This window comes from Muricoccus pecuniae (genome assembly GCF_014199205.1).
In the GTDB taxonomy this organism is placed as follows: domain Bacteria; phylum Pseudomonadota; class Alphaproteobacteria; order Acetobacterales; family Acetobacteraceae; genus Roseomonas; species Roseomonas pecuniae.
Map to the genome: position 1 here is coordinate 157,919 of NZ_JACIJD010000004.1, position 24,258 is coordinate 182,176.

Sequence of the window (24,258 nt, forward strand, 5' to 3'; positions counted from 1 at the left end):
AGCACCATGAAATTCTTCGTCGACACCGCCGAGGTCTCCGAGATCCGCGCCCTGGCCGAGAGCGGGCTGCTCGACGGCGTCACCACCAACCCATCCCTGATCGCCAAGTCCGGCCGCCCGATGGCCGAGGTGATCAAGGAGATCTGCGACATCACCCCCGGCCCCGTCTCCGCCGAGGTCACGGCCACGGATTACGACGGCATGATGCGCGAGGGCGAGCATCTCGGGCGGATCGCCCCCAACGTCGTGATCAAGCTGCCGCTCACCGAGGCCGGGCTGCGCGCATGCAAACATATGGTGAACAACGGGGTGATGGTCAACGTGACCCTGTGCTTCTCCGCGGCCCAGGCGCTGCTCGCGGCCAAGGCCGGGGCGACCTACATCTCCCCCTTCGTCGGACGGCTGGACGATATCGGCCAGGACGGCATGGGGCTGATCGCCGACACCGTGCAGATCTACGACAACTACCCCGCGATCCGGACCGAGGTGCTGGTCGCCTCCATCCGCCACCCCATCCACCTCATCCAGGCGGCCAAGCTCGGCGCCCATGTCGCCACCCTGCCGCCCTCGGTCATCAAGTCCCTCTACAAGCACCCGCTGACGGACAAGGGGCTGGAATCCTTCCTGGCGGACTGGAAGAAGACGGGCCAGTCCATTCTCTGACCCGGGCCTCTGACGCGTTCGGGAGGCGCGATTCGCCTCTCTCCGTGCCTGCTGGCAGAATGGGGCGGATGACCCGCCCCCAACCCCAGCCGGAGGAGGAGCGCGAGGCCGAGGCGGCGCGCGTCGCCACCTACCTCGCCGCCCACCCGGCCTTCCTGGCCGAGCGCCCCGGCCTCTACCGTGCCCTGCACCCGCCCGTCCGCGTCCACGGGGAGAGGCTGGCCGACCACATGGCCGCCCTTCTCGCCGCCGCACGGGCGGAGACGGGCACGGTCGCGGACCAGGCGCGAGGGGCGCAGGAACTGGGCCTGCGCGTCTCCGCGGCCGCCATCGCCCTGATCGGCGCGGCGGACCCCCTCGCGGCGATCGCCGCGGAATGGCCGGAGCTGCTCGGGCTGGAGAGCGTGGCCCTGGCCGAGGAGGCTCCCCCCTCCCCCCAGCGCCGCAGCCTGCCCCGGGGCATGGCGAAGCGGCTGACCGGCGGGCGGGAGGTGGTGCTGCGCGACGCCTCCCCGGACCTGCCCGAGGCGGCGCTGCTGCACGGCGAGGCCCATCCGCTCATCGCCCGCGACGCGCTGCTCCCCCTGCCCGGCCCGGTGCCGCGGCTGCTCGTCCTCGGCGCGCGGGAGGCCTCGCGGCTGCCGGTGCACGGCGCCACCGCGCCGCTGCGCCTCCTTGCCGGGGCCCTAGCCCGCGCGCTGGACGCGGTCCCTTGATCGCTCCCTTCGCCGCGCGGGAGGCCTTCCTCGACTGGCTGGCGAACGAGCGGCGCGCGAGCCCGGAGACGGTGGAGGCCTATGGGCGCGACATCGCCGACCTCCTCGGCTTTCTCTCGCGGCACCAGGGCGGGGAGCCGGACCTCGCGGCGCTACGGCTGGCGGATCTCCGCGCCTTCCTCGCCCACCGCGCGGGCGAGGGCATCGCGGCCACCTCCCGCGCCCGGCAGCTCTCGGCGATCAAGACCTTCCTGCGCTTCCTCGCCCGCCGCCACGGGCTGCCGCCCCTGCCGCTGGGCGGCCTCACCGGACCGCGCCGCAGGCCGCCCGTGCCCCGCGCCCTCACCGAGGCCCAGGCCCTCACCGCCACGACGGACAGCTTCGAAGAGAGCCCCGCCATGGCAGCGCGGAACCGGGCGCTGTTCACCCTTCTCTACGGCTGCGGCCTTCGCATCTCCGAGGCGCTCTCCCTGGACATGCGGGACGCGCCCCGCGCCGGCACGGGGCTGCGGGTGATGGGCAAGGGCGGCAAGGAGCGCGTCGTCCCCGTCCTGCCCGCGGTGGAGACGGCGGTCGCGGAATGGCTGCGCCACCGCGGCCATGCCGGGCCGGGCGAGCCGCTGTTCACCGGCGCCAAGGGCGGGCGGCTGGACCCCGGCGTGGCGCAGCGTGCCCTCCGCGACCTCCGCCGCGCGACGGGCCTGCCGGAGCACGCCACCCCCCACGCGCTGCGCCACTCCTTCGCCACCCATCTCCTCGGCGGCGGGGCGGACCTGCGCGCGATCCAGGAGCTGCTCGGCCATGCCAGCCTCTCCACCACCCAGCGCTACACGGCAGTGGATGCGGCGGGGCTGCTGGAAACCTGGCAGAAGGCGCATCCCCGCGCCGGTTAGAGCTTCAAGCCGGGTGAGGTCACCCGGCGGCTCGGAAAATGCGACCGAGCAAGTGGCTGGAGCGGTTGCCGTGAGCCATGGCGAACGGAGACCGCTCCAGAGGCGGTTGCCCTCCCGCGCGCCGCGCGCCCATCATGCCCGGACAGGAAACGAACCGGGGAACCCCTCATGCGGAAAGCCACCCTCTGCGGCGCGCTCGCCTTCTCCTTCGCCGCCGGGCTGATCGCGGCCCGCGCCGTGCCGGAAGCGGGAGCCCAGACCGGACCGGCCCCGCTGGCGCCGCGCATCGTCAACCTCATCTCCATGACGGATGAGGAGATCGGGCCGCTGGTCAACAACACCGACCTGCGCTCGCGCAACCTCGTGGCCACGCCGCAGGGCACGATCAACATCCAGAGCGGCAACGTCTTCAAGCACTTCCACCGGGACGCGGACGAGATCCAGCTCATCCTCGACGGCACCGGCGCCTTCTGGCTGGACGACAAGGAGGTGCAGGTGAAGCCCGGGGACCTCATCATCATCCCGCGCGGCACCCACCACGCCGGCTCCCGCGCCGCCACGGGGCGCTTCCGGGCGGTCGCGATCAAGCTGCCACCGCAGCGGGCGGACGACACGCATCCCGTGCCCTGACCCATGGAGAAGCCGGGCGAGGAGCCGCTCAAGGGCTCCTGCCACTGCGGTGCCGTGTGCTTCGAGGTGGTGCTGGCGGATGGCCTGCGCAGCGCGCGCCGCTGCACCTGCTCCATCTGCCGGATGCGCGGCGCGGTCGCGGTCTCGGCGGCCCTGGACGGGGTGAGCATCCTGGCCGGGGCCGACAAGCTCGCCACCTATGGGTTCAACACGCGTGCGGCGAAGCACCACTTCTGCTCCGTCTGCGGCATCTACACGCACCACCAGCGCCGCTCGGACCCCCGCCAGCTCGGCGTGAACCTCGCCTGCCTGGAAGGAAGCATACCAACCGCCCTGGCGACTGACCGGGTCCGACCCGAAACGGACCTGGACTATGCGCCCGCACCTTGTTGGATGCTGATAAGCTACCCCTTTACAGCGATATGGTCTGGTCGCGTCTAGTTTTCACTTGGGGCAGTCGCGCACCACAGGATTGGGGGCAGCAAAATACGACGTTCGGGAGTTCATGGGACGGGAGGAACCGCGTGAGTTGAGCAACGCCAGCGTCCCTGGGCGCTGATGCGCTCGGGGCCGCCGAGATCAGGCTCAAGCCCCTCGGCCCAGAACGTTCCCGAGCGGCCATTCGATGTCGTATCAACGCGGAGGCCATTATCCGGCGCGAAGGGTGTGCGCCAATGGCGGCCATCGACCCAGACGTGCAACGAAACTCTACTTCCTTCAGCTAGGGTCATTTGTTGCGGCGAACGCGGAGGGACGCGCAACATCAGACCCCAACCAGACTTGTCCTTCGCAAACCTGACAGACCCCGGCTCACAGAAATGCATCCAATCGACTGAATGCGAGAGGAGGATTGCCCTTCCTGCCGTCGCTCCTGATACCTGAACCTCAATGGCAACATCTGCATCAGGCAGCGGAGTGCAGGCCACCCCCATTAGGGCACCGATGATAGCAATTACTCGCAACCGGTTTTCCAGTGCAGAGGTTTTTACCCTCCCGCGTAAGCGGCGAGGTAGCGGCTTTAGTGCAATAGGCTGGTCCTCCTTAGATGGAGCGTACCGCTGGTCGTCGTCTCAGCCTACTGCGGCACCGCCTCGTCTTAGCCAGTGGTGCGAAAATAGATTGGCTCTGTGTTCGCTCGCAGGCGGTGGAGCGGACGCTTGGGTATGAGGCATCTACATCCGCTTCCCACCCTGAGCGGTCATTCACCAGGGCGATTGGTATCAGACCCTTCGACCTGCGGGAGGTCCCGGTGAATAACGGGGTGAACCACCCTTCCGCTTCCGGCGTGTCCCGCCTGGCAGGCGTGCTGCGCTTCTTCCCGGCGGAGGAGGGGGGCTGAGGGGCCGCCTCACCGCCCCGGCCACACCCCCGGCCGCACCCCGGCCGCCGTGAACACGCCGTAAGCCGTGATGCCGAGCGCCACCGCCAGGAAGTGCCCGTCCAGCCCCATGCCGGCGAGGTCGCCGAGCAGCCAGCCGCCGCCCACAGCGAGGGCGATGCGCGACACCCCGGCCGCGACCGGCCAGCCCATCCGCCCCGCGCCCTGGGAAGCGAAGTAGAGCGCCATGCCCAGGCCGAAGCCGCCGAAGGCCGGGCCGGTGAAGGAGAGCGCCCGCGCCGCCATCGCCACCACCGCCGGGTCCGAGGTGAAGAAGCCCGCGAAGCTCCGGGGCGCCAGCGCCACGGCGAGGCCGATCGCCCCCGTCACGCCCAGCGCCATCAGCCCGCCCGTCCAGGCGATCCGCCGCGCGCCCTCCCAGTCCCCCGCCCCGACCGCGCGGCCGACGAGCGCCGTCAGCGCCGAGCCCACCCCGAAGGCGATGGGGATCATGAGGAACTCCAGCCGTGCCGAGATGCCATAGGCCGCCACCGCCGCCGCCCCCTCCGCCGCGATCCGGGCGGTGACGAGGATGGTGGTCAGGTTCGCCACCCCCGCCAGGGCCGAGGCCACCAGCCCGACGGAGAGGATGCGCCAGAACATCGCGCGGGAGGGCCGGACCCGCAGCACCGGCCGGAACCCCATCCCGCCCCGCATCACCACCCAGCCCATGGCAAGGGTAGAGGCGATGAAGACGAGGGCCTGGGCCAGGCCGATGCCCGGCAGCCCCATCCCCGCCGGCTCCGCCAGCGCCCAGGCGAGGGGCGGATAGGCGGCCCAGGTCAGCAGCAGCACCCGCGCCGCCAGCGCGTGCCGCCCGGCCCCGCGCAGGACCGAGGCGAGCGTGTTGGCCAGCCAGACCGGCACGGCCCCGAGGCCGAAGAGAGCCACGGCATAGGGCGCGGCGGCCGCCGCCGCCTCGGCCCCGCCGATCATCCCGAAGACCGCGTGCGGGAAGCCCGCGAGCAGGATGGCAAAGCCCGCCCCGGCCAGCAGCGCGATCAGCACGGCGTGCAGCACGAGGGCCGAGGCCTCCTCCCGCCGCCCCGCCCCCAGCGCGCGGGCGATGGCGGAGACGATGCCGCCCCCCATCGCCCCGGACGACATCTGCTGCATCAGCAGGGAGAAGGGCAGCACCAGCGACCACCCCGCCAGCGCCGCCGTTCCCTGCCGCGCCGCGAGCCAGGTCTCGGCCACCTGCCCGCCCGCCTGGAGAACGGCGCTGAGCGCGGTGGGCGCGGCCAGGGCGAGGATCATCCGGGCCGCGGAGGGCCGGGGCGGCGCGACGGCCAGGGTCTCAGCCATCGGCGCGCTCCACCAGGGCGAGCCGGCGGCGCATGGCCTCCCCCGCCCCGGGACCGGGCAGCAGCCGTACCGCCTCGGGGGTGAGCGGGGCGCCGTCCGCACCGAGCGGCGGGGGGATGGCGACCTCCTCCCCCGTCGCCCGGTCCACCAGCCGCACCACCGGGCCGTCCGGGGCCATCCAGCGGTCGCTCCAGCGCTTGAGGGCGAGGAAGGCGGGGAAGAAGTCGCGCCCCTTCTCCGTTAGCCGGTAGGCGTGGCGCGCCCCCTCCGGCACGCGCTCCAGCAGACCGTGCTCCACCAGCTTGGCGAGGCGCGCGCTCAGGATGTTGGTGGCGATGCCGAGGTGGCGCGCGAAGTCGTCGAAGCGGGTGGTGCCGTAGAAGGCCTCCCGCATCACCAGGATGGCCCATCGCTCCCCGAGCACCTCCATGGAGCGGGCGATCGGGCATCCCATGAGGGAGAAGTCGGTGCGGGGCATGGCTGCCCTCCGTTGGCTTGCATCATGCAAGCCAATAAGCTTGCATGATGCAAGCTAATTCCGCTCCTACCCCCGTGTGCCAGGCTGACTGCCGTTCGAAATGCGGCGTCGCGGGGATGAAGGTGCAGGGCGACGGCCCCGGCCGCAACGCGGACGGTGGCGTCCCAGGCCACGGCCTCGGGCGTCATCCGCAGGGCGGGATGAAGTACGGCGCGCGCCCCGTTCAGGCAGGCCTGGGGCGCATCGGGGGGCTTCTACCCCCGGCCGAGCGCCCGGCGGATGCCGCGGCCCCAGCCCTGCATCCGGCCGCCGAGGGAGGCCTCCATCCGCTCGATCCGCGAGACGGCGTTCGGCCAGCGTCCCTCCACCCAGGCCCAGCGGTTCGCGGCCCAGAGATACTGGTCCCGCAGCACGAAGAGCCCGAGGGCGAGGAAGATGAAGCCCTGAAGGAAGGGCAGGATGCAGCCGAGCACGCCCACCACCATGAAGAACCATCCCAGCGCCTTGCGGCCGGGGCGGGGGTTGAGCGTGACGAAGGCGGGGCGGGCGTGATCCATCCCGCCGCCAGATGGCCCGCGCGCCCCGCGGATCAACCGGGGCGCGCGGGCTTGTCAGATCAGATGTGAATGGGGCGCCCGTCCACGGCCAGCGCGGCCTCCTTCACCGATTCGCTCAGCGTCGGGTGGGCGTGGCAGATGCGGGCCACGTCCTCGGCGCTGGCGCCGAACTCGATGGCCGTGACCATCTCGGCGATGAGGTGCCCGGCATCGGGGCCGAGGATATGGGCGCCGAGCACGCGGTCGGTCGTCTTGTCCGCGAGGATCTTCACGAAGCCGTCCAGGTCGCCCATGGCGCGGGCCCGGCCATTGGCGGTGAAGGGGAACTTGCCGACCTTGTAGGCCGTGCCCGCCGCCTTCAGCTCGTCCTCGGTGGCGCCCACGGCGGCGACCTCGGGCCAGGTGTAGACGATGCCGGGGATGGCGCCGTAGTTCACATGGCCGTGCTGCCCGGCCAGGATCTCGGCCACCGCCACGCCCTCGTCCTCGGCCTTGTGGGCGAGCATGGCGCCCGCGATCACGTCGCCGATGGCGTAGATGCCGGGGACATTGGTCGCGAAGTGCTCGTCGGTCCTCACCCGGCCGCGCTCGTCCAGCGCCACGCCGACGGCCTCCAGCCCGAGCCCCTCGACATAGGGGCGGCGGCCGATGGCGACGAGCACGACATCCGCCTCGACCGTCTGCGCCTCGCCGCCCTTGGCCGGCTCGACCGAGAGGGAGATGCCCGCCTCGGTCCTGGTCGCGCCCGTGACCTTGTGGCCGAGCTTGAACTTGAAGCCCTGCTTCGTCAGCACGCGCTCGAAGTTCTTGGCGATCTCCGTGTCCATGCCGGGGAGGATGCGGTCGAGGAACTCGATCACCGTCACCTCGGCGCCGAGGCGGCGCCACACGCTGCCCAGCTCCAGCCCGATCACGCCGCCGCCGATGACGACGAGGTGCTTGGGCACGCTCTCCAGCTCCAGCGCGCCGGTGGAGGTGACGACGGTCTTCTCGTCGATCTCCACGCCGCGCAGCGGGATGCTGTCGCTGCCCGTGGCGATGACGATGTTCTTCGTCTCATAGGTGGTGCCGGCCACCTCGACCTTGCCCGGCGCCGTGATCTTCCCAGCGCCCTTCAGCCAGGTGACCTTGTTCTTGCGGAAGAGGAACTCGACGCCCTTGGTGTTGGCCGAGACCACCTCCCCCTTGCGGGCCTGCATCCGGGCGAGGTCGAGCTTGATGCCCTCCACGGTGATGCCGTGGTCGGCGAACTTGTGGGCGATCTCCTCGAAGTTCTCGGAGGACTGGAGCAGCGCCTTGGAGGGGATGCAGCCGATGTTGAGGCAGGTGCCGCCGAGCGTCTCCCGCTTCTCCACGCAGGCGACCTTCATGCCGAGCTGCGCGGCCCGGATGGCGCAGACATAGCCGCCGGGGCCGGAGCCGATGACGATGAGATCGAAGGAGTCGGGCATGGTGGACGGGCCTTGCAATGATCTTCCGGGGGCAGGTAGCAGCCCGGGGCCTTTCCTTGAAGGGTGCAGGGCGCGGATATCGGTCCCGGCAGGGTTGACCGGGCCGCATTCCGCCGGCCCACCCTATCCGGGATAGCGCTCGAACTCCGGCAACTCGTCCAGCCGCCGCATCCAGCGCAGCCGCTCGGCCACCTGGATCTGCGCCCCGGGCGGCAGGGCGTCGGGGTCGTCCAGCGTGCCGGTCTGGATATCGACCATCCCCGGCAGCATCGCCTCGTTCACGTAGAACAGCCCCGTGCCGCAGCGCCCGCAGAAGTGGCGCCGCCCGTGCTCGGAGGAGGGGTAGACCACCGGTTCGCCCTCCACCTTCAGCGCCCCGGCCGGGACCATGGCCCAGCCCACCATCGGCGCCCCGGCATGGCGTCGGCAGTCCGAGCAGTGGCAGAGGGCGTGGTGCAGCACCTCGTCCGGCATCTCGTAGCGGATGGCCCCGCAATGGCATCGGCCGGTCAGCATCGGCACCCTCCCCTTCCCCCGGGGAAGCCCTGCACGGCAGGGCCTTCCCCGGTGAAGCCCTGCCATGCAGGGCTTCACCGGGGGGAACCTAGCATGGCCGGGGGGCCGGAACGGAAACGGGCCGGGAGGGTCGCCCCTCCCGGCCCGCACCATTCCATCAGATGGAAAGCATCAGAGGCCGAGCAGCAGGCGCCGCGCGTCCTCCACGCTCTCCTTCACGCGCACGAGGAAGGACACCGCCTCCTTCCCGTCCACGATCCGGTGGTCGTAGCTCAGCGCGATGTACATCATCGGGCGGATCTCGATCTTGCCGCCCACCACCATCGGCCGCTCCTTGATCGCGTGCATCCCGAGGATGCCGGACTGGGGCGGGTTCAGGATCGGGGTGGACATGAGCGAGCCGTAGATGCCGCCATTGGTGATGGTGAAGCTGCCGCCCGCCATCTCCTCGAGCTTCAGCTGGCCCTCGCGCACGCGCTTGCCGAAATCGCCGATCGCCTTCTCGACGCCGGCGAAGGAGAGGTCCTGCGCGTTCCGCAGCACGGGCACGACGAGGCCGGAGGGCCCGCCCACCGCGATGCCCATGTTCACGAAGTTCTTGTAGACGATCTCGTCGCCGTCGATCTCGGCGTTCACCGCCGGGAACTCCTGCAGCGCGGCGACGCAGGCCTTCACGAAGAAGGACATGAAGCCGAGCTTCACGCCGTGCTTCTTCTCGAAGGCGTCCTTGTACTCGGCGCGCAGCGCCATCGCGGCCGACATGTCCACCTCGTTGAAGGTGGTGAGCATGGCGGCGGTGTTCTGCGCCTCCTTCAGGCGCCGCGCGATGGTCAGGCGCAGGCGGGTCATCTTCACCCGCTCCTCGCCCGCCTGGAGGCTGCGCGGGGCAGCCTTGGCGGCAGGGGCCGGCGCGGCAGCGGCCGCCGGGCGGGACAGGAACTCCAGCACGTCGCCCTTGGCGATCCGGCCGTCCTTCGCGCTGCCCTGGCCGATCTGCTCCGCGGTGACGCCCTTCTCGGACATCATCTTCGCCGCGGCGGGCAGCGGGGCATGGGCGGAGGGCTCGGCACCGCCGGGGCGGGACACCGGGCCGGCCGGGGTGCGCGGCTCCTCGACCTTCGGGCCGGAGGCGGCGGGGGCCGGGGCGGCCGCCGGGGCGGGCTTGACAGCGCCCGCGCCGGTACCCGCGCCCAGCGTGCCGAGCACACCGCCCGGCTCCACCTCGGCGCCCTCATCGGCGGCGATGCTCTCGATGGTGCCGGCGGAGGGGGCGTTCACCTCCACCGTCACCTTGTCCGTCTCCAGCTCGACCAGCGGCTCGTCGGCGGCCACCGATTCGCCCACCTTCTTCAGCCAGCGCGCGACGGTGGCCGTGGAAACGCTCTCGCCCAGCGTGGGCACCAGGATCTCGGTCATCTGTCTTTCCTACAGCCCTGCCGTCTCAGGACAACCCGAGCGCCTGGCGAACCAGCGCTTCCTGCTGCTGCGCGTGCACCTTGGCAAGCCCCGTCGCGGGGCTGGCGGCGGCGGCGCGGCCGACATAGCTCGGGCGGCGGGCCTTGCCGCCCAGCTTCTCCAGCACGCCCTCGATCCGGCGGTCGAGGAAATGCCAGGCGCCCATGTTCTCCGGCTCCTCCTGGCACCACACCACCTCGGCCGCGCTGTAGGGCGCGAGGACCTTGGGAAGGGTGACGCTCGGGAAGGGGTAAAGCTGCTCCAGCCGGATGATCGCCACATCCTTCACGCCCTTGTCCCGGCGCTCCTGCAGCAGGTCGTAATAGACCTTGCCGGTGCAGAGCACGACGCGGCGCACCCCCTCCGGCGCCACCAGCTCGTCCGTCTCGGGCAGGACGGTCTGGAAGCGGCTGCCCGGGCCGAACTCGGCGAGGGCGGAGGTGGCCAGCTTGTGCCGCAGCAGGGACTTCGGCGTCATCAGCACCAGCGGCTTGCGATAGTTCGCCCGCATCTGGCGCCGCAGTGCGTGGAAGTAGTTCGCGGGTGTCGTGATGTTCCCCACCCGCATGTTCCGCTCCGCGCAGAGCTGGAGATAGCGCTCCAGGCGCGCGGAGGAGTGCTCCGGCCCCTGCCCCTCATAGCCGTGCGGCAGCAGCATCACGAGGCCGGACATGCGCAGCCACTTCGTCTCGGCGGAGGCGATGAACTGGTCGATGATGACCTGTGCGCCGTTCGCGAAGTCGCCGAACTGGCCCTCCCAGAGCACGAGCGTGTTCGGGTCGGCCAGGGAGTAGCCGTAGTCGAAGCCCAGCACCCCGAACTCCGAGAGAAGGGAGTTGAAGGCTTCCAGGCGCTTCTGCCCCTCGCGGATGTTGTTCAGCGGGACGTATTCGGCCTGGGTCTGCTGGTCGATCAGGTAGGCGTGGCGCTGGGAGAAGGTGCCGCGCTGCACGTCCTCGCCGGAGAGGCGGACGCGATGACCCTCCACCAGCAGGGAGCCGAAGGCCAGCGCCTCGCCGGTCGCCCAGTCGATGCCCTCGCCGGACTCGATCGCCTGCCGCTTGGCCTCGAGCTGGCGCAGGATCTTCGGATTGGCGCCGAAGCCCTCCGGCACGCGGGAGAGGGCGGCCCCGACCTCGCGCAGCACCTCCGCCTGAACGGCGGTGTCCGTGTGCTCCTCCGGCTCGTCATTGCCCGGGGCCTTCAGCCCGGACCAGTGGCCTTCCAGCCAGTCGGCCTTGTTCGGCTTGAAGGTCTGGGAAGCCTGGAAGGCCTCGTCCATCCTGGCGAAGAAGGCGTCCTGCAAGGCCTTCGCCTCGGCCTCGGGCACGGAGCCCTCGGCGGCCAGTCGCTGCGCGTACTTCGTGCGCGTCGTCGGCATCTCCTTGATGCGGGCATACATCAGGGGCTGGGTGAAGGCCGGCTCGTCGCTCTCGTTATGGCCGTGGCGGCGGTAGCAGACGATGTCGAGCACGACGTCCGAGGAGAACTTCATCCGGAACTCGGTGGCGAGCCGGGCGCAGAACACCACGGCCTCCGGATCGTCCCCGTTCACGTGCAGGATCGGTGCCTGCACGGACTTGGCGATGTCGGTGCAGTAGAGGCCGGAATAGGCGTGGGCGGGGGTGGTGGTGAAGCCGATCTGGTTGTTCGTCACCACATGCACGGTGCCGCCGACGCGGTAGCCGATGAGCTGGCTCATCGCCATCGTCTCATAGACCACGCCCTGACCGGCGAAGGCCGCGTCGCCGTGGAGCAGGATGCCCATGACGGAGTGGCGGCCCTTGGTGTCGCCCGCCATGTCCTGCCGCGCGCGCACCTTGCCCACCACCACGGGGTCCACCGCCTCCAGATGGGAGGGGTTGGGCTGAAGGGAGAGATGGACCTGCCGCCCCTCGATCTCCACGTCGGTCGAGGTGCCCAGGTGGTACTTCACGTCGCCCGAGCCCTGGACGTCCTCGGCATGGCCGGCGCCCTTGAACTCGGCGAAGACCTGGGTGAAGGACTTCTTCACCACGTTCACCAGCGTGGACAGGCGGCCGCGATGCGCCATGCCGATGGCGATCTCGTTGACCCCGGCCTTCGCGCCCTCGGCGATGATCGCCTGCAGCGCGGGGATAGTGGATTCACCGCCCTCGAGCCCGAAGCGCTTGGTGCCCACGAACTTCCTGGCGCAATAGGCCTCGAAGCCCTCCGCGGCCGTCAGCTGGTCCAGGATGGTGCGCTTGTCCTCCGCCCCGAAGGCGCGGGTCCAGGGCGCGCCCTCGATGCGCTGCTGGATGAAGGCCTTCTGCTCGGGGTCCTGGATATGCATGAACTCGACGCCGATCGGGCCGCAGTAGCTGGCCTTCAGGATCGAGAGGATCTCGCGCAGCGTCGCCGTCTCGCGGCCCAGAACCTTGTCGATGAAGATCGGGCGGTCGAGATCGGCGGCGGAGAAGCCGTAGGTCGCGGGGTCGAGCTCCGGATGGGCCTTCTTCTTCTGCAGGCCCAGGGGGTCGAGATCCGCCTCGAGGTGGCCGCGCACGCGGTAGGCGCGGATGAGCATGAGGGCGCGCAGCGAATCGACCACCTGCTGGCGGCTCGCCGCGGGGTCGGCGGCCTTGGCCGCGGGCGCCGCGCCGCCCTTGCCCCCCTTGGCCGGGGCGGGCGCCTCGGGCTCGGGCGCGAAGCCGCCACGGGGGCGGGGCGCCCAGGACGCGCCGGAGGCGTCCTGCAGCACGGCGCGGGCGTCGTCGTTCAGTGCGGCGAAAAGCTCGGCGAAGGAGGGATCGACGCTGTCCGGGGCCTGGACCCAGCGGGCATAGAGATCGGCGAGGAAGGTGGCGTTCGCCCCCGTCATCGCGCTGGCTAGGATGTCCACTCCGGGCATGATCTTCCGTTTCTCGGCTACGGTCTGGTGGGGGTTAGGACGCGAACGGGGCAGGTCTATGGCAGGGCAATGCCGCCGGGCGGGGCCGGCACGCAATTTCTGGACCTGTATCCGTTTCCATCCTGTTTCTCTCCCGGGCCTCGCCGGGGCTCCCGCGCACCAATTGGTTCCTGGCGCGCCTCTTGTCATCCGTCTTTACCGGCATGTCAGGGCGGCGCAAGGCGGGTTGCCGCCCAATCGGCCCGAAACCGGGCCTTCGCGCCGCACCACGGGCGAGAGGAGGGCGCGCCGCCCTTCCTGCCCCTGCCCAACCCCTGCCAGAATGCCCTCTCAAACAGCCCGGGCGACAAGGGCGGAGCGGGAGGTCGGCGGGAGCACATGGCTGAGGCAACGGACACGCGCGGCGGGCCGATCGGCCACCCGGGCAGCCCCGGGGGAAGCGGGGCGGGCGCGGCGGGGCGGAACCTTCTCTTCCTCAGGGAGGAGGAGCTGCGCCTCGCCCAGGACCTCCTCTTCTTCGGCTACCGCGACTTCACCGCAGGGCCGGACGCCATCCTGGCCGAGATGGGGATGGGGCGGGCGCATCACCGCGTGCTGCACTTCCTCGGCCGCCGCCCCGGGCTGACCGTGGGGGAACTCCTCTCCATCCTCGGCATCACGAAGCAGTCGCTCTCCCGCGTGCTCACCCCGCTCGTCCAGGGCGGCTTCGTCGCGCAGAGCCCCGGGCGCGCGGACCGGCGCCAGCGCCTCCTCTCCCTCACCCCCGAGGGCGAGGCGCTGGAGCGGCGGCTCTTCGAGCGCCAGCGGGAGACGATCACCCGCGCCTATCGCGAGGCCGGCCCCGTGGCGGTGGAGGGCTTCCGCCACGTCATGCGCGGGCTGATGGGCCCGGAGGCGCGGCGCTCGCTCGAGCGGCTGGGGGGCGCGGACCGCCCGTCCGTCCGCGCCGTCCCCCCCGCGGCCTCCCGCCCCGCCCCGGCGCGGCCCGCCTCGCCCACCCGACCCGCCACCCCGGACAAGACCCCGTGAACGACTCCGCGCATCTTCTCGTGGTCGATGACGACGCGCGGCTGCGCGCCCTGCTCCAGCGCTTCCTGGCCGAGCAGGGCTTCCGCGTGACCACCGCCGCCGACGCCGCCGCCGCCCGGCAGGCGCTGGGGGCGATGGAGTTCGACCTGATGGTGCTCGACGTGATGATGCCGGGGGAGACGGGGCTGGCCCTGACCGAGAGTCTCCGCCGCGGGGGGCAGGACGTGCCCGTGCTGATGCTCACCGCCGCCGGCGCCCCGGACGACCGGATCGCGGGCTTCGAGCACGGGGCGGACGACTACCTCGCCAAGCCCTTCGACCCCCGGGAGCTGGCGCTGCGGATCCGCACCATCCTCCGCCGCGCCGCGCCGCCCGCCGTCGTCCACCTGCCCCCCGTCCAGCTCGGCCTGCGCTGGTTCGACGCGGAGCGGGGCGAGCTGCGCGGGCCGGAGGGGGTGACGCGGCTGACCGGGGGCGAGGCGGCGCTGCTCGTCGCCCTCGCCCGGCGGGCGGGGGAGGTGCTCTCGCGGGAGGAGATCGCCGCCGCCATGGGCAGCCCCGAGGCCGGGGAGCGCGCGGTGGACGTGACCGTCACCCGCCTCCGCCGCAAGATCGAGCCGGACCCGCGCGAGCCGCGCTTCCTGCACACCGTGCGGCACAAGGGCTACGTGCTCCGCCCCGGCGGCTGAGCCGCCCGCAGCCTTCCTACCGGGTGGGCAACCCGGCTAAACCTTCGCCGAAGGGCCTCCCTCCTCCTGCCGCTCCCTGTCGCGCCGGGGGGCGGCCCGGAACGAGCGGTGCGCCGCACCCCCCGGCCAGGCGCGGAGGATCACCATGGCACCGGATATCGGCCCGTCCGCCCTCGGGCCCGACCCGGCCTGGGGGGATGAGCCCGAGGCCCGCCCCGCCCCGCCCGCCTGGACCCGCCGGCGCCGCTGGCGCGGCCTGGTCGGCGCCGTGCTCCGCCCGCTCGTGCCGCGCGGGCTGCTCGCCCGCTCCTTGCTCATCGTGCTCATCCCCCTGGTGGTCACCCAGGGCATCGCGCTGCAGATCTTCTACGGCACGCATCTCGACATCATCTCGCGCCGCCTCGCCGGCGGCGTGGCGGGGGATGTGGGCATGGTGGTGGAGCTGCTCTCCCGCTACCCCGTGCAGGAGGAGCGCGGCTGGATCTTCCGCGAGGCCGCCTGGCGGCTGGAGCTCTCCCTCGCCTTCGAGCCGGGCGCCTATCTCGGCCGCCCCGCCGCGCGCCCGGCCAGCCTGCCCCTGCTCCCCCTGGAAGAGGACCTGGAGAACGCGCTGCGCGAGCGCGTGCGCCTGCCCTTCGACACGGACTGGCAGAGCGACCCGCGCAGCGTGATCATCCGCGTCGGCCTGCCCGACGGCGTGCTGCATGTGGAGGCGCCACGGAAGCGCCTCTTCTCCGGCACGCTCTACGTCTTCGTCATCTGGCTCGTCGGCGCGGCCTCCCTGCTCTTCCTAGCGGCGGCGCTGTTCATGAAGAACCAGGTGCGCGCGCTGCGCCGCCTGGCCGCGGCGGCGGAAGCCTTCGGCAAGGGGCGCGATTCCGGCCCCATCAAGCCCGAGGGGGCGGCCGAGGTCCGGCAGGCGGCGGCCGCCTTCAACGGCATGCGCGCCAATATCCGCCGCTTCGTCGCCCAGCGCACGGAGATGCTGGCCGGCATCAGCCACGACCTCCGCACCCCCCTCACCCGGCTGCGCCTCGGCCTCGCCATGCTGCCCGCCGACGCGCAGGAGGACGCGGCGGCCATGACCGGGGACCTGGAGGAGATGGAGCGCATGGTCGCCTCCTATCTCGCCTTCGCGCGCGGGGAGGTGCTGGAGTCGCCCGTGCCGACGGACCTCGTCGCCCTCGTGCGGGAGGTCGCCTCGCGCAGCGCGGCGGACGGGCCGGCCGTGGCGGTGGAGGCGCCGGATTCCCTCACCTTGCCATTGCGGGCCGACGCCATGCGCCGCTGCCTCGGCAACCTGATCGGCAATGCCCGCCGCCATGCGGGGCGGGTGGCGATCGGGGTGCGGCTCGCCCCGGGCTGGGCGGAGGTGTCCGTGGATGACGACGGGCCGGGCATCCCCGAGGCCTCGCGGGAGGGGGCCTTCCGTCCCTTCGCGAGCTTCTCGGCCGGCGGCACCGGCCTCGGCCTCACCATTGCGCGCGACATCGCCCGCGCCCATGGGGGGGAGATCGTGCTCGGGGAGAGCGGGATGGGCGGCTTGCGCGCGACGATCCGCCTGCCGATCTGATGCAGTCGCCGGCCAGCAGGAGAGCATGACGATGGACGGGATGAGGACGGAGCCGGGCACCGAGGCCGCGCCCTTCCCGCGGAGCGCCGAGGCGCTGTGGGCCGCGCTGCACGCCGAGGCCGCCACCGCCGCGGGCGCGGAGCCGGTGCTGCGCGGCTTCCTCGAGCTCTCGGTCCTCCGGCACGAGGCGCTGGCGCCGGCGCTGGCCGCGCTCCTCGCCCGCAAGCTGGCCGAGCCGCTGATGCCGGCCGAGCGGCTGGAGGACCTCGTGCGCGCAGCCGGGCCCGACCTCGTGGCGCTGGCCGTCGCCGACCTCTCGGCCAATCGCCGGCGGGACCCGGCGGCGCGCGGCTGGCTGGCCCCCTTCCTCCACTACAAGGGCTTCCACGCCCTCACCTGGCACCGGGTCGCGCACGGGCTCTGGCGCGACGGGCGGCACGACCTCGCCCTCTATCTCCAGAGCCGCTGCTCCCTCGTCTTCGGGGTGGACATGCACCCCGCCGTGCCCGTCGGGCGCGGCGTGTTCATCGACCACGCGACGGGGGTGGTGGTCGGGGAGACCGCCGTGATCGGCAACGACGTCTCCATCCTCCAGGAGGTGACGCTCGGCGGCACGGGCAAGGAGACGGGGGACCGCCATCCGAAGGTGCGGGACGGCGTGCTTCTCTCGGCCGGGGCGAAGGTGCTGGGGAACATCACCGTCGGCCGCGGCGCGAAGGTGGGCGCGGGAAGCGTGGTGCTGGCCGACGTGCCGCCCTGCGCGACGGTGGCCGGCGTGCCCGCGCGGGTGGTGGGATGGTGCCGGGACGCCGTGCCGGCGCTCGCCATGGACCAGAGCATCCCTACGGGGAGCTGACCGGCACCTTTCCGGAATTTCACATGATTGTGAGCGTTGGTTACGCCATCATCTTCAGGCCATCAGGGGAGATGAGGCGCCAATGCGTTGGATGATCGGTTCTTTCTTCGTCGTTGCTTTCGCCAGCCTGGCGAGCACGGGCCATGCTGTGGCGCCGGGCGCCATGACCACCACGGTCGAGGCCGCCCGTGAGACGGCGTCCGTGACCCAGGAGGTCGCCCGCCGCCACCACGCCCGCCGCCCGGCGCGCCAGCACCGCCGCGTCGCGCGCTGAGGCAGCGCTCCGGGCGCAAACTACGCCCGGGGGCGCAAACTGCGCCCTTTGAGGGGGAAATGAGAGGGGCCCGGCGGGATGACCGCCGGGCCCCTTTCTCATGCGCCCTTCACGGGCACTGCTCAGACGTTGAACCGGAAGAGCAACACGTCGCCGTCCTTCACGACGTATTCCTTGCCCTCCACCCGCATCTTCCCGGCCTCCTTCGCGCCCCCTTCCCCGCCCAGCGCGACGAAGTCGTCATAGGCGATGGTCTCGCAGGCGATGAAGCCGCGCTCGAAGTCGTTGTGGATCACGGCGGCGGCCTGGGGGGCCTTGGTGCCGCGGTTGATCGTCCAGGCCCGCGATTCCTTGGGGCCGACGGTGAAGTAGGTGATCAGGCCCAGCAGCTCGTAGCCGGCGCGGATGATGCGATCGAGGCCGCTGTCATGCAGCCCGAGGCTGTCGAGGAACTCCGCCCGGTCCCCCTCGGCCATCTGGCTGATCTCGTCCTCGATGGCGGCGGAGACGATCACCGCCTTCGCGCCCTGGGCCCGCGCCATCTCCTCCACGCGGGCGGAATGGGCGTTGCCGGTGGCGGCCGATCCCTCCTCCACGTTGCAGACATAGAGGACGGGCTTCGTCGTCATCAGCTGCAGGCGCGCGGCGGCGGCCTCCTCACCCTTCGGCACGGCGGTGCGGGCGGGCTTGCCGGCGGAGAGGGCGGCGATGATCGGCTCGGCCAGCGCCACGAAGGCCGCGCTCTCCTTGTCGCCGTTCTTCGCCTTCTTCTGGGCGGGGACCAGGCGCTTCTCCAGGCTGTCGAGGTCGGCCAGCATCAGCTCGGTCTCGACCGTCTCCGCGTCCCGCACGGGGTCCACGCTGCCCTCGACATGGGTGATGTCCCCGTCCTCGAAGCAGCGGAGGACGTGGACGATGGCGTCCACCTCCCGGATGTTGGCCAGGAACTGGTTGCCCAGCCCCTCCCCGCGCGAGGCGCCGCGGACGAGCCCGGCGATGTCCACGAATTCGAGGCTCGTCGGCACCTTCTTGATCGACTTGCCGATCCGCGCCAGCTCGTCGAGCCGGGGATCGGGCACGGCCACGCGGCCGACATTCGGCTCGATCGTGCAGAAGGGGTAGTTGGCGGCCTGGGCGGCGGCCGTCTGGGTCAGCGCGTTGAAGAGGGTGGACTTGCCCACATTGGGCAGGCCCACGATGCCGCAATTGAAGCCCATGGTGGCGGGGTGTTCCGTGCGTGTTGGGGAATTCGGCGCGTGGCTTACGCCGGGGTGCAGGCGGGCGCTAGCCCTGGGTGAGCAGCGCCACCCGGGTGTTGAACTCCTCCGGCTTTCCCTCGGCGAGCAGGGGCGCGGCCTCGGCCAGGGCATCCAGCAGCCGGTCCAGCCACTCCGCATCCACCTTGGCGAAGTTGCCGAGGACGTGGCCATGGACGCGGTCCTTGTGCCCGGGATGGCCGATGCCGAGGCGGATACGCCAGAAATCGGGGCTGGAGAGGGCGCGCTGCATGTCGCGCAGCCCGTTGTGTCCGGCCGCCCCGCCGCCCTTCTTCACCCGCGTCCTGCCGGGGGCGAGGTCCAGCTCGTCGTGGAAGGCGGTGATGTCGGAGACCGGGATCTTGTGGAAGGCGGCGGCGGGCTGCACCGAGTTGCCGCTGTCGTTCATGTAGGTCTGCGGCTTCAGCAGGACGATCCGCTGCCCCGCGATCGAGCCCTCGGACACCTCGCCCTTGAAGCGGCTGCGCCAGGGGGCGAAGCGGTGGCGGGAGGCGATGCGCTCCACCGCCATGAAGCCGATGTTGTGCCGCTGCCGCGCGTGCTCCGCCCCGGGATTCCCGAGCCCGACCCAAAGCAGCATCCCCACCGCCCCTCATCGAATGGCCGCTAAAGAATGGGGCGCGCCGCTCTCGCGGGCGCGCCCCAGACGCTCGGAAAGGGGAAGGGCCTCTGCCCTCCCCTCGCCCTTACTTCTTCTTGGCGGGCGCGGCGCCCTTGCCGCCCTTGCCCTTGGCGTCGGCCGGGGTGGCCGCCGGCGCCTGGATGACGACCTCCTCCACCACCACCGGCGGGGCGATCGTCAGCACGACGAAGTCGCGGGCGATGGTCGGCGAGGTGCCGCCATGGTCGCGCACGTTGGACCAGCGCAGCGTGTCGCCGATCTCCGCGGCGGACACGTCCAGCTCGAAGCGCTCGGGCACGTTGTCGGGGTCCGACAGCACCTCGAGGTCGCGGCGGACGAGGTTGGGAACGCCGCCCGCCTTGATGCCGGGGGACACGTCCTCGCCCAGCAGCACGACCGGCACGCGCACGCGGATCTTCTGCCCGGCGGCGAGCCGCTGGAAGTCCACATGGATGGGCTGGTCGGAGACGGGGTGGAACTGAACGTCGCGCATCAGGCAGCGCTCGGTCGCGCCGCCGGCCACCGCCACCTCGTATAGGTGGGACTGCCAGCCGCCCTTGTGCAGCTCCTTCATCACGTCGCGGGGGTCGAGGGACAGAAGGGTCGCCTCCTGCTTCGCCCCGTAGATCACTGCGGGGACAGAGCCCCCACGCCGGGTCGCGCGCGCCGCCCCCTTACCGGCCCGCTCGCGCGCCGCGGCCTCGATCCGGATGGTCTGGACCATTGCCGTCATTCCTTCGCGAATTGGGTTGCCTTCCGCCGCCCCCATGGCTGATCGCCGGGCATGCGGAAACGCGCCGGCCTCCAGGGGTGCCGACGCGGGCGGGGGTTTAGCGGGCGGCGGCCCCCAGGGCAAGCTTGTCAGCAAGTTCGGGGGCAAGCCCGGCGGCAGGTCCGGGACGATTCCGCGGCGGGGAGGAGGCGCGGCCGGTCAGTCCGGCGCCCCCTCCCCTTCCGGACGGGTCTCCGGCATGGCCAGCCACACGGCGAGGAGGGAGAGCAGCCCGATCCCCGCCAGCAGGGCGAAGGCGACCCCCGGCCCGAACCACTCCGCCGCCAGCCCCGCCATGGTGGTGCTGAGCGTACCGCCGATCCCCACGGCCAGGCCGAACAGCCCCATGCAGAGGTTGAAGCGGTTGGTGCCGCGCGTCAGGTCCGCGGCCAGCAGGGGAAGCATCACCCCCAGCCCCGCCGCGCTGATCCCGTCCAGCGCCTGCACTAGCACGAGCCAGGCCGGCCCCTCCACGAGGGTCAGCAGCAGGCCCCGGACCGGCAGGGCGCCGAAGCCGATCAGCAGCGCGATCCGCCGCCCCCGCCGCTCGGCCAGCCGCCCCACCCAAGGGGCGATGAGCGCCATGAGGAGCTGCGGCGCGATGATGCAGGCGGCGATGATGAGGTTCGCCTCGTCGCCCGCGTTCCGCGTCACCTGCGTGCCGGCGAGCGGCAGCATGGCGGCGTTGGAGAGGGTGAAGAGCGCGCAGCACAGGGCGAAGACGAGCACGCCCCGGTTCCGCAGCAGCTCTCCCAATCCGTGCAGCGCCCCCCCTTCCCGCGACTTCGGGACGGGCGGGTGCAGGTCGGCCGGCCGGATGGCGGCGAGCGCCAGGAGGCTCGGGACGCAGAGCGCCGCGGTGAGCCAGAAGACCGAGGCGCCGGAGAGCCAGGTGCCCGCCGCCCCCAGCAGCCCCGCCGCCACCCCGCTCCCCACCGCCGCGTAGCGCGCGTTCCGTCCGAGCCGCTCGCCCAGCCGGTCCCGTCCGACGAGGGCGAGGCTGATCGCCGCGACGGAAGGGGCGAGCACGCAGGAGGCGAAGCCGTGCAGGAATTCCGAGACCATCACGGGCAGGGTCTCGGGGAAGAGGGCGAGGATCAGCGCCGAGGCCGCGATGGCGAGCAGCGCCGCCGCCGCGGCGGCGCGCTTGTTCGCCGTCGCGTCCACCAGCGCCCCCGCCGGCACCTGCATCGCCATGGTGACGAAGGCGCCGAGGCTGAGGGCGAGCCCGATCTCCAGCTCGGTCCAGGCCTGCGCCGTCAGGTAGACGGCGATGAAGGGCCCGAATCCGGTCTGGACGTTCGACATGAAGAAGTTCAGCCAGTCGAGCCCGCGCCCGCTGCGCCCTGCCACCGGATGGATGCCCTGGACCCTATTGTGCCCGTTCAGCGCCGGGAGCGGAGGGCGGTTGCGCCGCGGCGGCCGGCGCGACGGGTTCGGGCCCTGCGGCCTCGGGCTCCGGGGCGGGCTCGGGTTCCGATGCGGGCGGTGCGGCGGGCTCCGGCGCGGGGGGCGGCGCGGCCACCACGACCGTCTCGCCCTCCTTGTAGTCGGGGAAGGCGCGCATCTGGTCCCGGGTCAGCTCCAGCCGCACGACGTCGGGCGAGAAGCGCAGGCTGCGCCAGGCGACCGCCACGCGGCGCCGGCCGACGCCGAGGAAGCCGCCATAGTCCAGCACGGCCGCGCGGGGCTGGCCGCTCTCGTCCAGCAGCACGTTGACGATCCGGGCCACGATCTCGCCCGAGGGCCCCGTGACCTCGCGCCCGATGATCCGCTGGGAGGCATCCCGCGGAAGTTCCTCCCGGGCGGCGGCCGGGGGCGGCGCGGGCTGGGCGCCGGCGCCGGGCGGGAGCAGCGTGCCGAGCACCAGGAGGAAGCGCCCGCACAGGCCTGTGGATCGGGTGGTCATGCGGGCAGCCTAGCGCATCCTCGCGGCGGGCGCCCCACGGATCGACCCTCCGATCACGGCAGGAGCGCGATGTTCCGCCATCCCTGGACGCCGTCCACGATCACGGGTGCGGCAGGGTTCCGTGGATCGAGGATGGCCGGCCGCTCGATCTCCAGCAGCCACCCCTTGCCCAGGAGCAGGTCGAACAGCCGTCCCTCGATCCCCCGAGAGTGAGTGCCGATGAGAATATAGGCCACCTTCTCCCGCAGGAGGTCGAGGCTGCCGGCGACGAGCTCGGCCTCCCCTCCCTGAATGTCCACGTGCAACAGGTCGATCCGCTCGTGCGGGGCGGCGAGGTCGCCGAGCGCGAGCATCGGCAACTCGTCGTAGTCGCCGGTGCGGGCGGCTTCCCGACGCTGCTCCTCGCTCGCGCCGAAGACGGGCTCCAGCCCCCAGCTCATCCCGGCCTCCTTCTGGCGGGGGAAGAGGGCGAAGCCGGAATTCGCGGCGGCGATGCCGCGATGCAGGCTCCGCTGGTCCTCGCGGAAGCCGTTGGTGGTGCAGGCCTCGTGGGCGAAGCCGATATGCCCCTCATCCCCCTCCACGCCGATCAGGTGGACATCGAGCCCGGCGCGGCGGGCGGCGACGCCCGTGTTGTTCAGCCAGCAGCCCCAGCCGCAGCCCAGCTCCATCACCGTGAAGCGCCCGCGCGCGAGGTCCACCGCCCGCAGCGCCGCGCCCCATTCGGCGATGTCGGCATGCCAGTTCGCCGGGATGGGGATGCCCTCCACCTCCCCCGCGCGGTCCTGCAGGATGGAGGGGAAGAACTTCGGGTCGATCAGCACGCCGAGGAAGTTGGTGAGATAGCCCGGCCGCGGCACGAGGCCCGGCACGGCGTGGCGGCGCATGACCTCCTGCGGGTCGAAGGCCGCGTTGTAGTGAAAGAAGGGGCTGTCGGCGGGGCGCTCCCGCAGCTCGGCGATCTCGGCCTGGGCCGCCTCCAGCCGCTCCCCCGCCTCGTCGAGCCGCCCCTGCGCCTCGTCGCGCTCCCGCAGGAGCTGGTCGCGCGACTGGCGGAGGCGGCGGATCGGCGGGACCTGGGCGGCGAGCGTTCGGAGCAGGTGCATGGCGCACTCATGCGCGGACAGCCTGCTCCTTGCAACGTTCCTCCCGCCTGCCCGCGCCGGGTCCCCCGTCAGGCCTCGACCGGATCCTTCACCTCGCTCATCCAGCCATGCGGGTCGTTGGAGCGCCCGTACTGGATGGCGACGATCGCTTCGTAGAGCTTCTGCGTCAGCGCGCCCGTCTGGCCACCCCCGATGGTGATGACATCGCCCTTGTAGCCGAGCTGCCCGACGGGGGAGACGACGGCCGCGGTGCCCGTGCCCCACATCTCCTCCAACGTGCCGTCGCGGCCCGCCGCCATCACCTCGTCGATCGAGACCCGCCGCTCGGAGACGCGCAGGCCCCAGTCCCGCATGAGGGTGAGGATGGAGTTGCGCGTCACGCCGTCCAGGATGGTGCCGGCGAGCGGCGGGGTGATCACCTCGTCGCCGATCTTCATCATGATGTTCATGGTGCCGACCTCGTCGATCCACTTCCGCTCGACGCCGTCCAGCCACAGCACCTGGGTGAAGCCCGCGCGCTCGGCCTCCTGCTGGGCGGAGAGGGAAGCGGCGTAGTTGGCCGCCGTCTTCGCCTCGCCCAGGCCGCCCTGCACCGCGCGCACATGCGTGTCCGTTGCCAGGATGCGGACCGGCTTCACCCCCTCCTTGTAGTAGGAGCCGACGGGCGAGCAGATGACGAAGTAGGTGTAGCGGTGGGCCGGATGCACGCCGAGCATCACGTCCCGCGCGATCACGGTCGGGCGGATGTAGAGGGAGGTCCCGGGCGCGCGCGGCACCCAGTCGTGGTCCGCCGCCACGATCGCCTCGAAGGAGCGGCGGATGAGGTCCTCGTCCATCTGCGGGATGCAGAGGGCGGCGCAGGACTTGTTCAGCCGCTTCGCGTGCCGCTCCGCGCGGAAGATGCGGATCGTGCCGTCATCCCCGCGGAAGGCCTTCAGCCCGTCGAACACGGCCTGGCCGTAGTGCAGGACGGAGGTGGCGGGGTCCATCTGGAAGGGCGCGTAGGGGACGACGCGCGGATCGTGCCAGCCCCGGCCCTCCTCATAGTCCATGAGGAACATGTGCTCCGTCAGGACCTTGCCGAAGGAGAGCGAGGAGTCGTCCGGGCGCGGCAGGGGCGTCCGGGTCCGCGTCAGGCTGATTTCGGGGGTCATGGCGCCGGTCCCGCAATATTGTTGCTTACGGCGCCATTCTAGCGCAACGGGAAGCGCCACGGAAATCGCATGGGAGCAAGGCA

The 24,258-nt window shown here is 71.8% G+C and carries 24 protein-coding genes; 10 read left to right on the forward strand and 14 right to left on the reverse strand.

Annotation, left to right across the window (positions count from 1 at the left end; genetic code table 11):
* Positions 1 to 6: 6 nt before the first annotated feature.
* The 5 genes from fsa to FHS87_RS06095 all read left to right on the forward strand — a co-directional run bounded on the left by fsa (position 7) and on the right by FHS87_RS06095 (position 3,343).
* Positions 7 to 663, forward strand: a complete 657-nt coding sequence (gene fsa, locus FHS87_RS06080; RefSeq protein WP_184514945.1) for a fructose-6-phosphate aldolase — start codon at positions 7 to 9, stop codon at positions 661 to 663.
* A gap of 68 nt (positions 664 to 731) precedes the next feature.
* The gene (locus FHS87_RS23660; RefSeq protein ID WP_246418034.1) at positions 732 to 1,379 is read left to right on the forward strand and encodes a hypothetical protein; all 648 of its coding nucleotides are present in this window, start codon (positions 732 to 734) and stop codon (positions 1,377 to 1,379) included.
* The gene (locus FHS87_RS06085; RefSeq protein WP_312861897.1) at positions 1,379 to 2,272 is read left to right on the forward strand and encodes a tyrosine recombinase XerC; all 894 of its coding nucleotides are present in this window, start codon (positions 1,379 to 1,381) and stop codon (positions 2,270 to 2,272) included. The genes FHS87_RS23660 and FHS87_RS06085 overlap by 1 nt, the downstream gene beginning before the upstream one ends.
* Before the next feature lie 168 nt (positions 2,273 to 2,440).
* A complete protein-coding gene (locus tag FHS87_RS06090; protein ID WP_184514949.1) occupies positions 2,441 to 2,902 on the forward strand; it encodes a cupin domain-containing protein in 462 nt (153 codons plus the stop codon).
* Positions 2,903 to 2,905: 3 nt separating this feature from the next.
* Complete coding sequence (locus tag FHS87_RS06095) at positions 2,906 to 3,343, forward strand: GFA family protein (RefSeq protein WP_184514951.1); 438 nt, start codon at positions 2,906 to 2,908, stop codon at positions 3,341 to 3,343.
* 907 nt (positions 3,344 to 4,250) lie between these two features.
* On the opposite strand, the gene FHS87_RS06100 is transcribed toward FHS87_RS06095, so the two are convergent.
* The 7 genes from FHS87_RS06100 to FHS87_RS06130 all read right to left on the reverse strand — a co-directional run bounded on the left by FHS87_RS06100 (position 4,251) and on the right by FHS87_RS06130 (position 12,914).
* A complete protein-coding gene (locus tag FHS87_RS06100) occupies positions 4,251 to 5,585 on the reverse strand; it encodes an MATE family efflux transporter (RefSeq protein ID WP_184514953.1) in 1,335 nt (444 codons plus the stop codon).
* Complete coding sequence (locus FHS87_RS06105; RefSeq protein ID WP_184514955.1) at positions 5,578 to 6,063, reverse strand: winged helix-turn-helix transcriptional regulator; 486 nt, start codon at positions 6,061 to 6,063, stop codon at positions 5,578 to 5,580. Before FHS87_RS06105 ends, FHS87_RS06100 begins: the two co-directional genes overlap by 8 nt.
* Before the next feature lie 254 nt (positions 6,064 to 6,317).
* Positions 6,318 to 6,620, reverse strand: coding sequence for a PGPGW domain-containing protein (locus FHS87_RS06110; protein ID WP_184514957.1), 303 nt, complete (start codon positions 6,618 to 6,620; stop codon positions 6,318 to 6,320).
* 59 nt (positions 6,621 to 6,679) lie between these two features.
* A complete protein-coding gene (lpdA, locus tag FHS87_RS06115; RefSeq protein ID WP_184514958.1) occupies positions 6,680 to 8,071 on the reverse strand; it encodes a dihydrolipoyl dehydrogenase in 1,392 nt (463 codons plus the stop codon).
* 123 nt (positions 8,072 to 8,194) lie between these two features.
* Positions 8,195 to 8,587 carry a GFA family protein gene (locus FHS87_RS06120; protein ID WP_184514960.1) on the reverse strand — a complete coding sequence of 131 codons (393 nt, stop codon included), beginning with the start codon at positions 8,585 to 8,587 and terminating at the stop codon, positions 8,195 to 8,197.
* Between the two features lie 171 nt (positions 8,588 to 8,758).
* On the reverse strand, positions 8,759 to 10,003 hold the full coding sequence (gene odhB / locus FHS87_RS06125) for a 2-oxoglutarate dehydrogenase complex dihydrolipoyllysine-residue succinyltransferase (protein WP_184514963.1): 1,245 nt from the start codon (positions 10,001 to 10,003) through the stop codon (positions 8,759 to 8,761).
* 25 nt (positions 10,004 to 10,028) lie between these two features.
* The gene (locus FHS87_RS06130; protein WP_184514965.1) at positions 10,029 to 12,914 is read right to left on the reverse strand and encodes a 2-oxoglutarate dehydrogenase E1 component; all 2,886 of its coding nucleotides are present in this window, start codon (positions 12,912 to 12,914) and stop codon (positions 10,029 to 10,031) included.
* Between the two features lie 378 nt (positions 12,915 to 13,292).
* Between FHS87_RS06130 and FHS87_RS06135 the strand changes: the two genes are divergently transcribed.
* The 5 genes from FHS87_RS06135 to FHS87_RS06155 all read left to right on the forward strand — a co-directional run bounded on the left by FHS87_RS06135 (position 13,293) and on the right by FHS87_RS06155 (position 17,335).
* Positions 13,293 to 13,943, forward strand: a complete 651-nt coding sequence (locus tag FHS87_RS06135) for a MarR family winged helix-turn-helix transcriptional regulator (protein WP_184514967.1) — start codon at positions 13,293 to 13,295, stop codon at positions 13,941 to 13,943.
* The gene (locus FHS87_RS06140) at positions 13,940 to 14,632 is read left to right on the forward strand and encodes a response regulator (RefSeq protein WP_184514969.1); all 693 of its coding nucleotides are present in this window, start codon (positions 13,940 to 13,942) and stop codon (positions 14,630 to 14,632) included. Before FHS87_RS06135 ends, FHS87_RS06140 begins: the two co-directional genes overlap by 4 nt.
* 145 nt (positions 14,633 to 14,777) lie before the next feature.
* Positions 14,778 to 16,205: a sensor histidine kinase gene (locus FHS87_RS06145; RefSeq protein WP_184514971.1), complete on the forward strand. Its 1,428-nt coding sequence runs from the start codon at positions 14,778 to 14,780 to the stop codon at positions 16,203 to 16,205.
* Between the two features lie 31 nt (positions 16,206 to 16,236).
* Complete coding sequence (cysE, locus tag FHS87_RS06150) at positions 16,237 to 17,061, forward strand: serine O-acetyltransferase (protein WP_246418043.1); 825 nt, start codon at positions 16,237 to 16,239, stop codon at positions 17,059 to 17,061.
* Between the two features lie 91 nt (positions 17,062 to 17,152).
* Positions 17,153 to 17,335, forward strand: coding sequence for a hypothetical protein (locus tag FHS87_RS06155; RefSeq protein ID WP_184514973.1), 183 nt, complete (start codon positions 17,153 to 17,155; stop codon positions 17,333 to 17,335).
* A gap of 122 nt (positions 17,336 to 17,457) precedes the next feature.
* Here FHS87_RS06155 and ychF read toward each other — a convergent pair whose 3' ends face one another.
* From ychF to FHS87_RS06190, 7 genes are all read right to left on the reverse strand, one after another.
* The gene (ychF, locus tag FHS87_RS06160) at positions 17,458 to 18,552 is read right to left on the reverse strand and encodes a redox-regulated ATPase YchF (RefSeq protein WP_184514975.1); all 1,095 of its coding nucleotides are present in this window, start codon (positions 18,550 to 18,552) and stop codon (positions 17,458 to 17,460) included.
* 67 nt (positions 18,553 to 18,619) lie between these two features.
* Positions 18,620 to 19,192, reverse strand: a complete 573-nt coding sequence (gene pth, locus FHS87_RS06165; RefSeq protein WP_184514977.1) for an aminoacyl-tRNA hydrolase — start codon at positions 19,190 to 19,192, stop codon at positions 18,620 to 18,622.
* A gap of 106 nt (positions 19,193 to 19,298) precedes the next feature.
* On the reverse strand, positions 19,299 to 19,958 hold the full coding sequence (locus FHS87_RS06170) for a 50S ribosomal protein L25/general stress protein Ctc (RefSeq protein WP_184514979.1): 660 nt from the start codon (positions 19,956 to 19,958) through the stop codon (positions 19,299 to 19,301).
* A 207-nt stretch (positions 19,959 to 20,165) separates the two neighbouring features.
* Positions 20,166 to 21,359 (reverse strand): MFS transporter, encoded by a 1,194-nt coding sequence (locus FHS87_RS06175; RefSeq protein ID WP_312861889.1) that lies wholly within the window; start codon positions 21,357 to 21,359, stop codon positions 20,166 to 20,168.
* Between the two features lie 19 nt (positions 21,360 to 21,378).
* Positions 21,379 to 21,915, reverse strand: coding sequence for a PRC-barrel domain-containing protein (locus FHS87_RS06180; RefSeq protein ID WP_184514981.1), 537 nt, complete (start codon positions 21,913 to 21,915; stop codon positions 21,379 to 21,381).
* A 53-nt stretch (positions 21,916 to 21,968) separates the two neighbouring features.
* Complete coding sequence (locus tag FHS87_RS06185) at positions 21,969 to 23,021, reverse strand: FkbM family methyltransferase (RefSeq protein WP_184514983.1); 1,053 nt, start codon at positions 23,019 to 23,021, stop codon at positions 21,969 to 21,971.
* A gap of 68 nt (positions 23,022 to 23,089) precedes the next feature.
* Positions 23,090 to 24,175 carry a branched-chain amino acid aminotransferase gene (locus tag FHS87_RS06190; RefSeq protein ID WP_184514985.1) on the reverse strand — a complete coding sequence of 362 codons (1,086 nt, stop codon included), beginning with the start codon at positions 24,173 to 24,175 and terminating at the stop codon, positions 23,090 to 23,092.
* Positions 24,176 to 24,258: the final 83 nt, after the last annotated feature.

What these genes read in the sequence shown, in the direction of transcription:
- FHS87_RS06185 (WP_184514983.1), bottom strand. Translation starts at nt 23,021, where the DNA reads ATGCACCTGCTCCGAACGCTCGCCGCCCAGGTCCCGCCGATCCGCCGC.
- FHS87_RS06105 (WP_184514955.1), bottom strand. Translation starts at nt 6,063, where the DNA reads ATGCCCCGCACCGACTTCTCCCTCATGGGATGCCCGATCGCCCGCTCC.
- FHS87_RS06110 (WP_184514957.1), bottom strand. Translation starts at nt 6,620, where the DNA reads ATGGATCACGCCCGCCCCGCCTTCGTCACGCTCAACCCCCGCCCCGGC.
- FHS87_RS06120 (WP_184514960.1), bottom strand. Translation starts at nt 8,587, where the DNA reads ATGCTGACCGGCCGATGCCATTGCGGGGCCATCCGCTACGAGATGCCG.
- FHS87_RS06090 (WP_184514949.1), top strand. Translation starts at nt 2,441, where the DNA reads ATGCGGAAAGCCACCCTCTGCGGCGCGCTCGCCTTCTCCTTCGCCGCC.
- FHS87_RS06180 (WP_184514981.1), bottom strand. Translation starts at nt 21,915, where the DNA reads ATGACCACCCGATCCACAGGCCTGTGCGGGCGCTTCCTCCTGGTGCTC.
- FHS87_RS06130 (WP_184514965.1), bottom strand. Translation starts at nt 12,914, where the DNA reads ATGCCCGGAGTGGACATCCTAGCCAGCGCGATGACGGGGGCGAACGCC.
- FHS87_RS06145 (WP_184514971.1), top strand. Translation starts at nt 14,778, where the DNA reads ATGGCACCGGATATCGGCCCGTCCGCCCTCGGGCCCGACCCGGCCTGG.
- cysE (WP_246418043.1), top strand. Translation starts at nt 16,237, where the DNA reads ATGGACGGGATGAGGACGGAGCCGGGCACCGAGGCCGCGCCCTTCCCG.
- FHS87_RS23660 (WP_246418034.1), top strand. Translation starts at nt 732, where the DNA reads ATGACCCGCCCCCAACCCCAGCCGGAGGAGGAGCGCGAGGCCGAGGCG.
- ychF (WP_184514975.1), bottom strand. Translation starts at nt 18,552, where the DNA reads ATGGGCTTCAATTGCGGCATCGTGGGCCTGCCCAATGTGGGCAAGTCC.
- FHS87_RS06100 (WP_184514953.1), bottom strand. Translation starts at nt 5,585, where the DNA reads ATGGCTGAGACCCTGGCCGTCGCGCCGCCCCGGCCCTCCGCGGCCCGG.
- FHS87_RS06190 (WP_184514985.1), bottom strand. Translation starts at nt 24,175, where the DNA reads ATGACCCCCGAAATCAGCCTGACGCGGACCCGGACGCCCCTGCCGCGC.
- lpdA (WP_184514958.1), bottom strand. Translation starts at nt 8,071, where the DNA reads ATGCCCGACTCCTTCGATCTCATCGTCATCGGCTCCGGCCCCGGCGGC.
- odhB (WP_184514963.1), bottom strand. Translation starts at nt 10,003, where the DNA reads ATGACCGAGATCCTGGTGCCCACGCTGGGCGAGAGCGTTTCCACGGCC.
- fsa (WP_184514945.1), top strand. Translation starts at nt 7, where the DNA reads ATGAAATTCTTCGTCGACACCGCCGAGGTCTCCGAGATCCGCGCCCTG.
- FHS87_RS06155 (WP_184514973.1), top strand. Translation starts at nt 17,153, where the DNA reads ATGATCGGTTCTTTCTTCGTCGTTGCTTTCGCCAGCCTGGCGAGCACG.
- pth (WP_184514977.1), bottom strand. Translation starts at nt 19,192, where the DNA reads ATGCTGCTTTGGGTCGGGCTCGGGAATCCCGGGGCGGAGCACGCGCGG.
- FHS87_RS06135 (WP_184514967.1), top strand. Translation starts at nt 13,293, where the DNA reads ATGGCTGAGGCAACGGACACGCGCGGCGGGCCGATCGGCCACCCGGGC.
- FHS87_RS06095 (WP_184514951.1), top strand. Translation starts at nt 2,906, where the DNA reads ATGGAGAAGCCGGGCGAGGAGCCGCTCAAGGGCTCCTGCCACTGCGGT.
- FHS87_RS06170 (WP_184514979.1), bottom strand. Translation starts at nt 19,958, where the DNA reads ATGGTCCAGACCATCCGGATCGAGGCCGCGGCGCGCGAGCGGGCCGGT.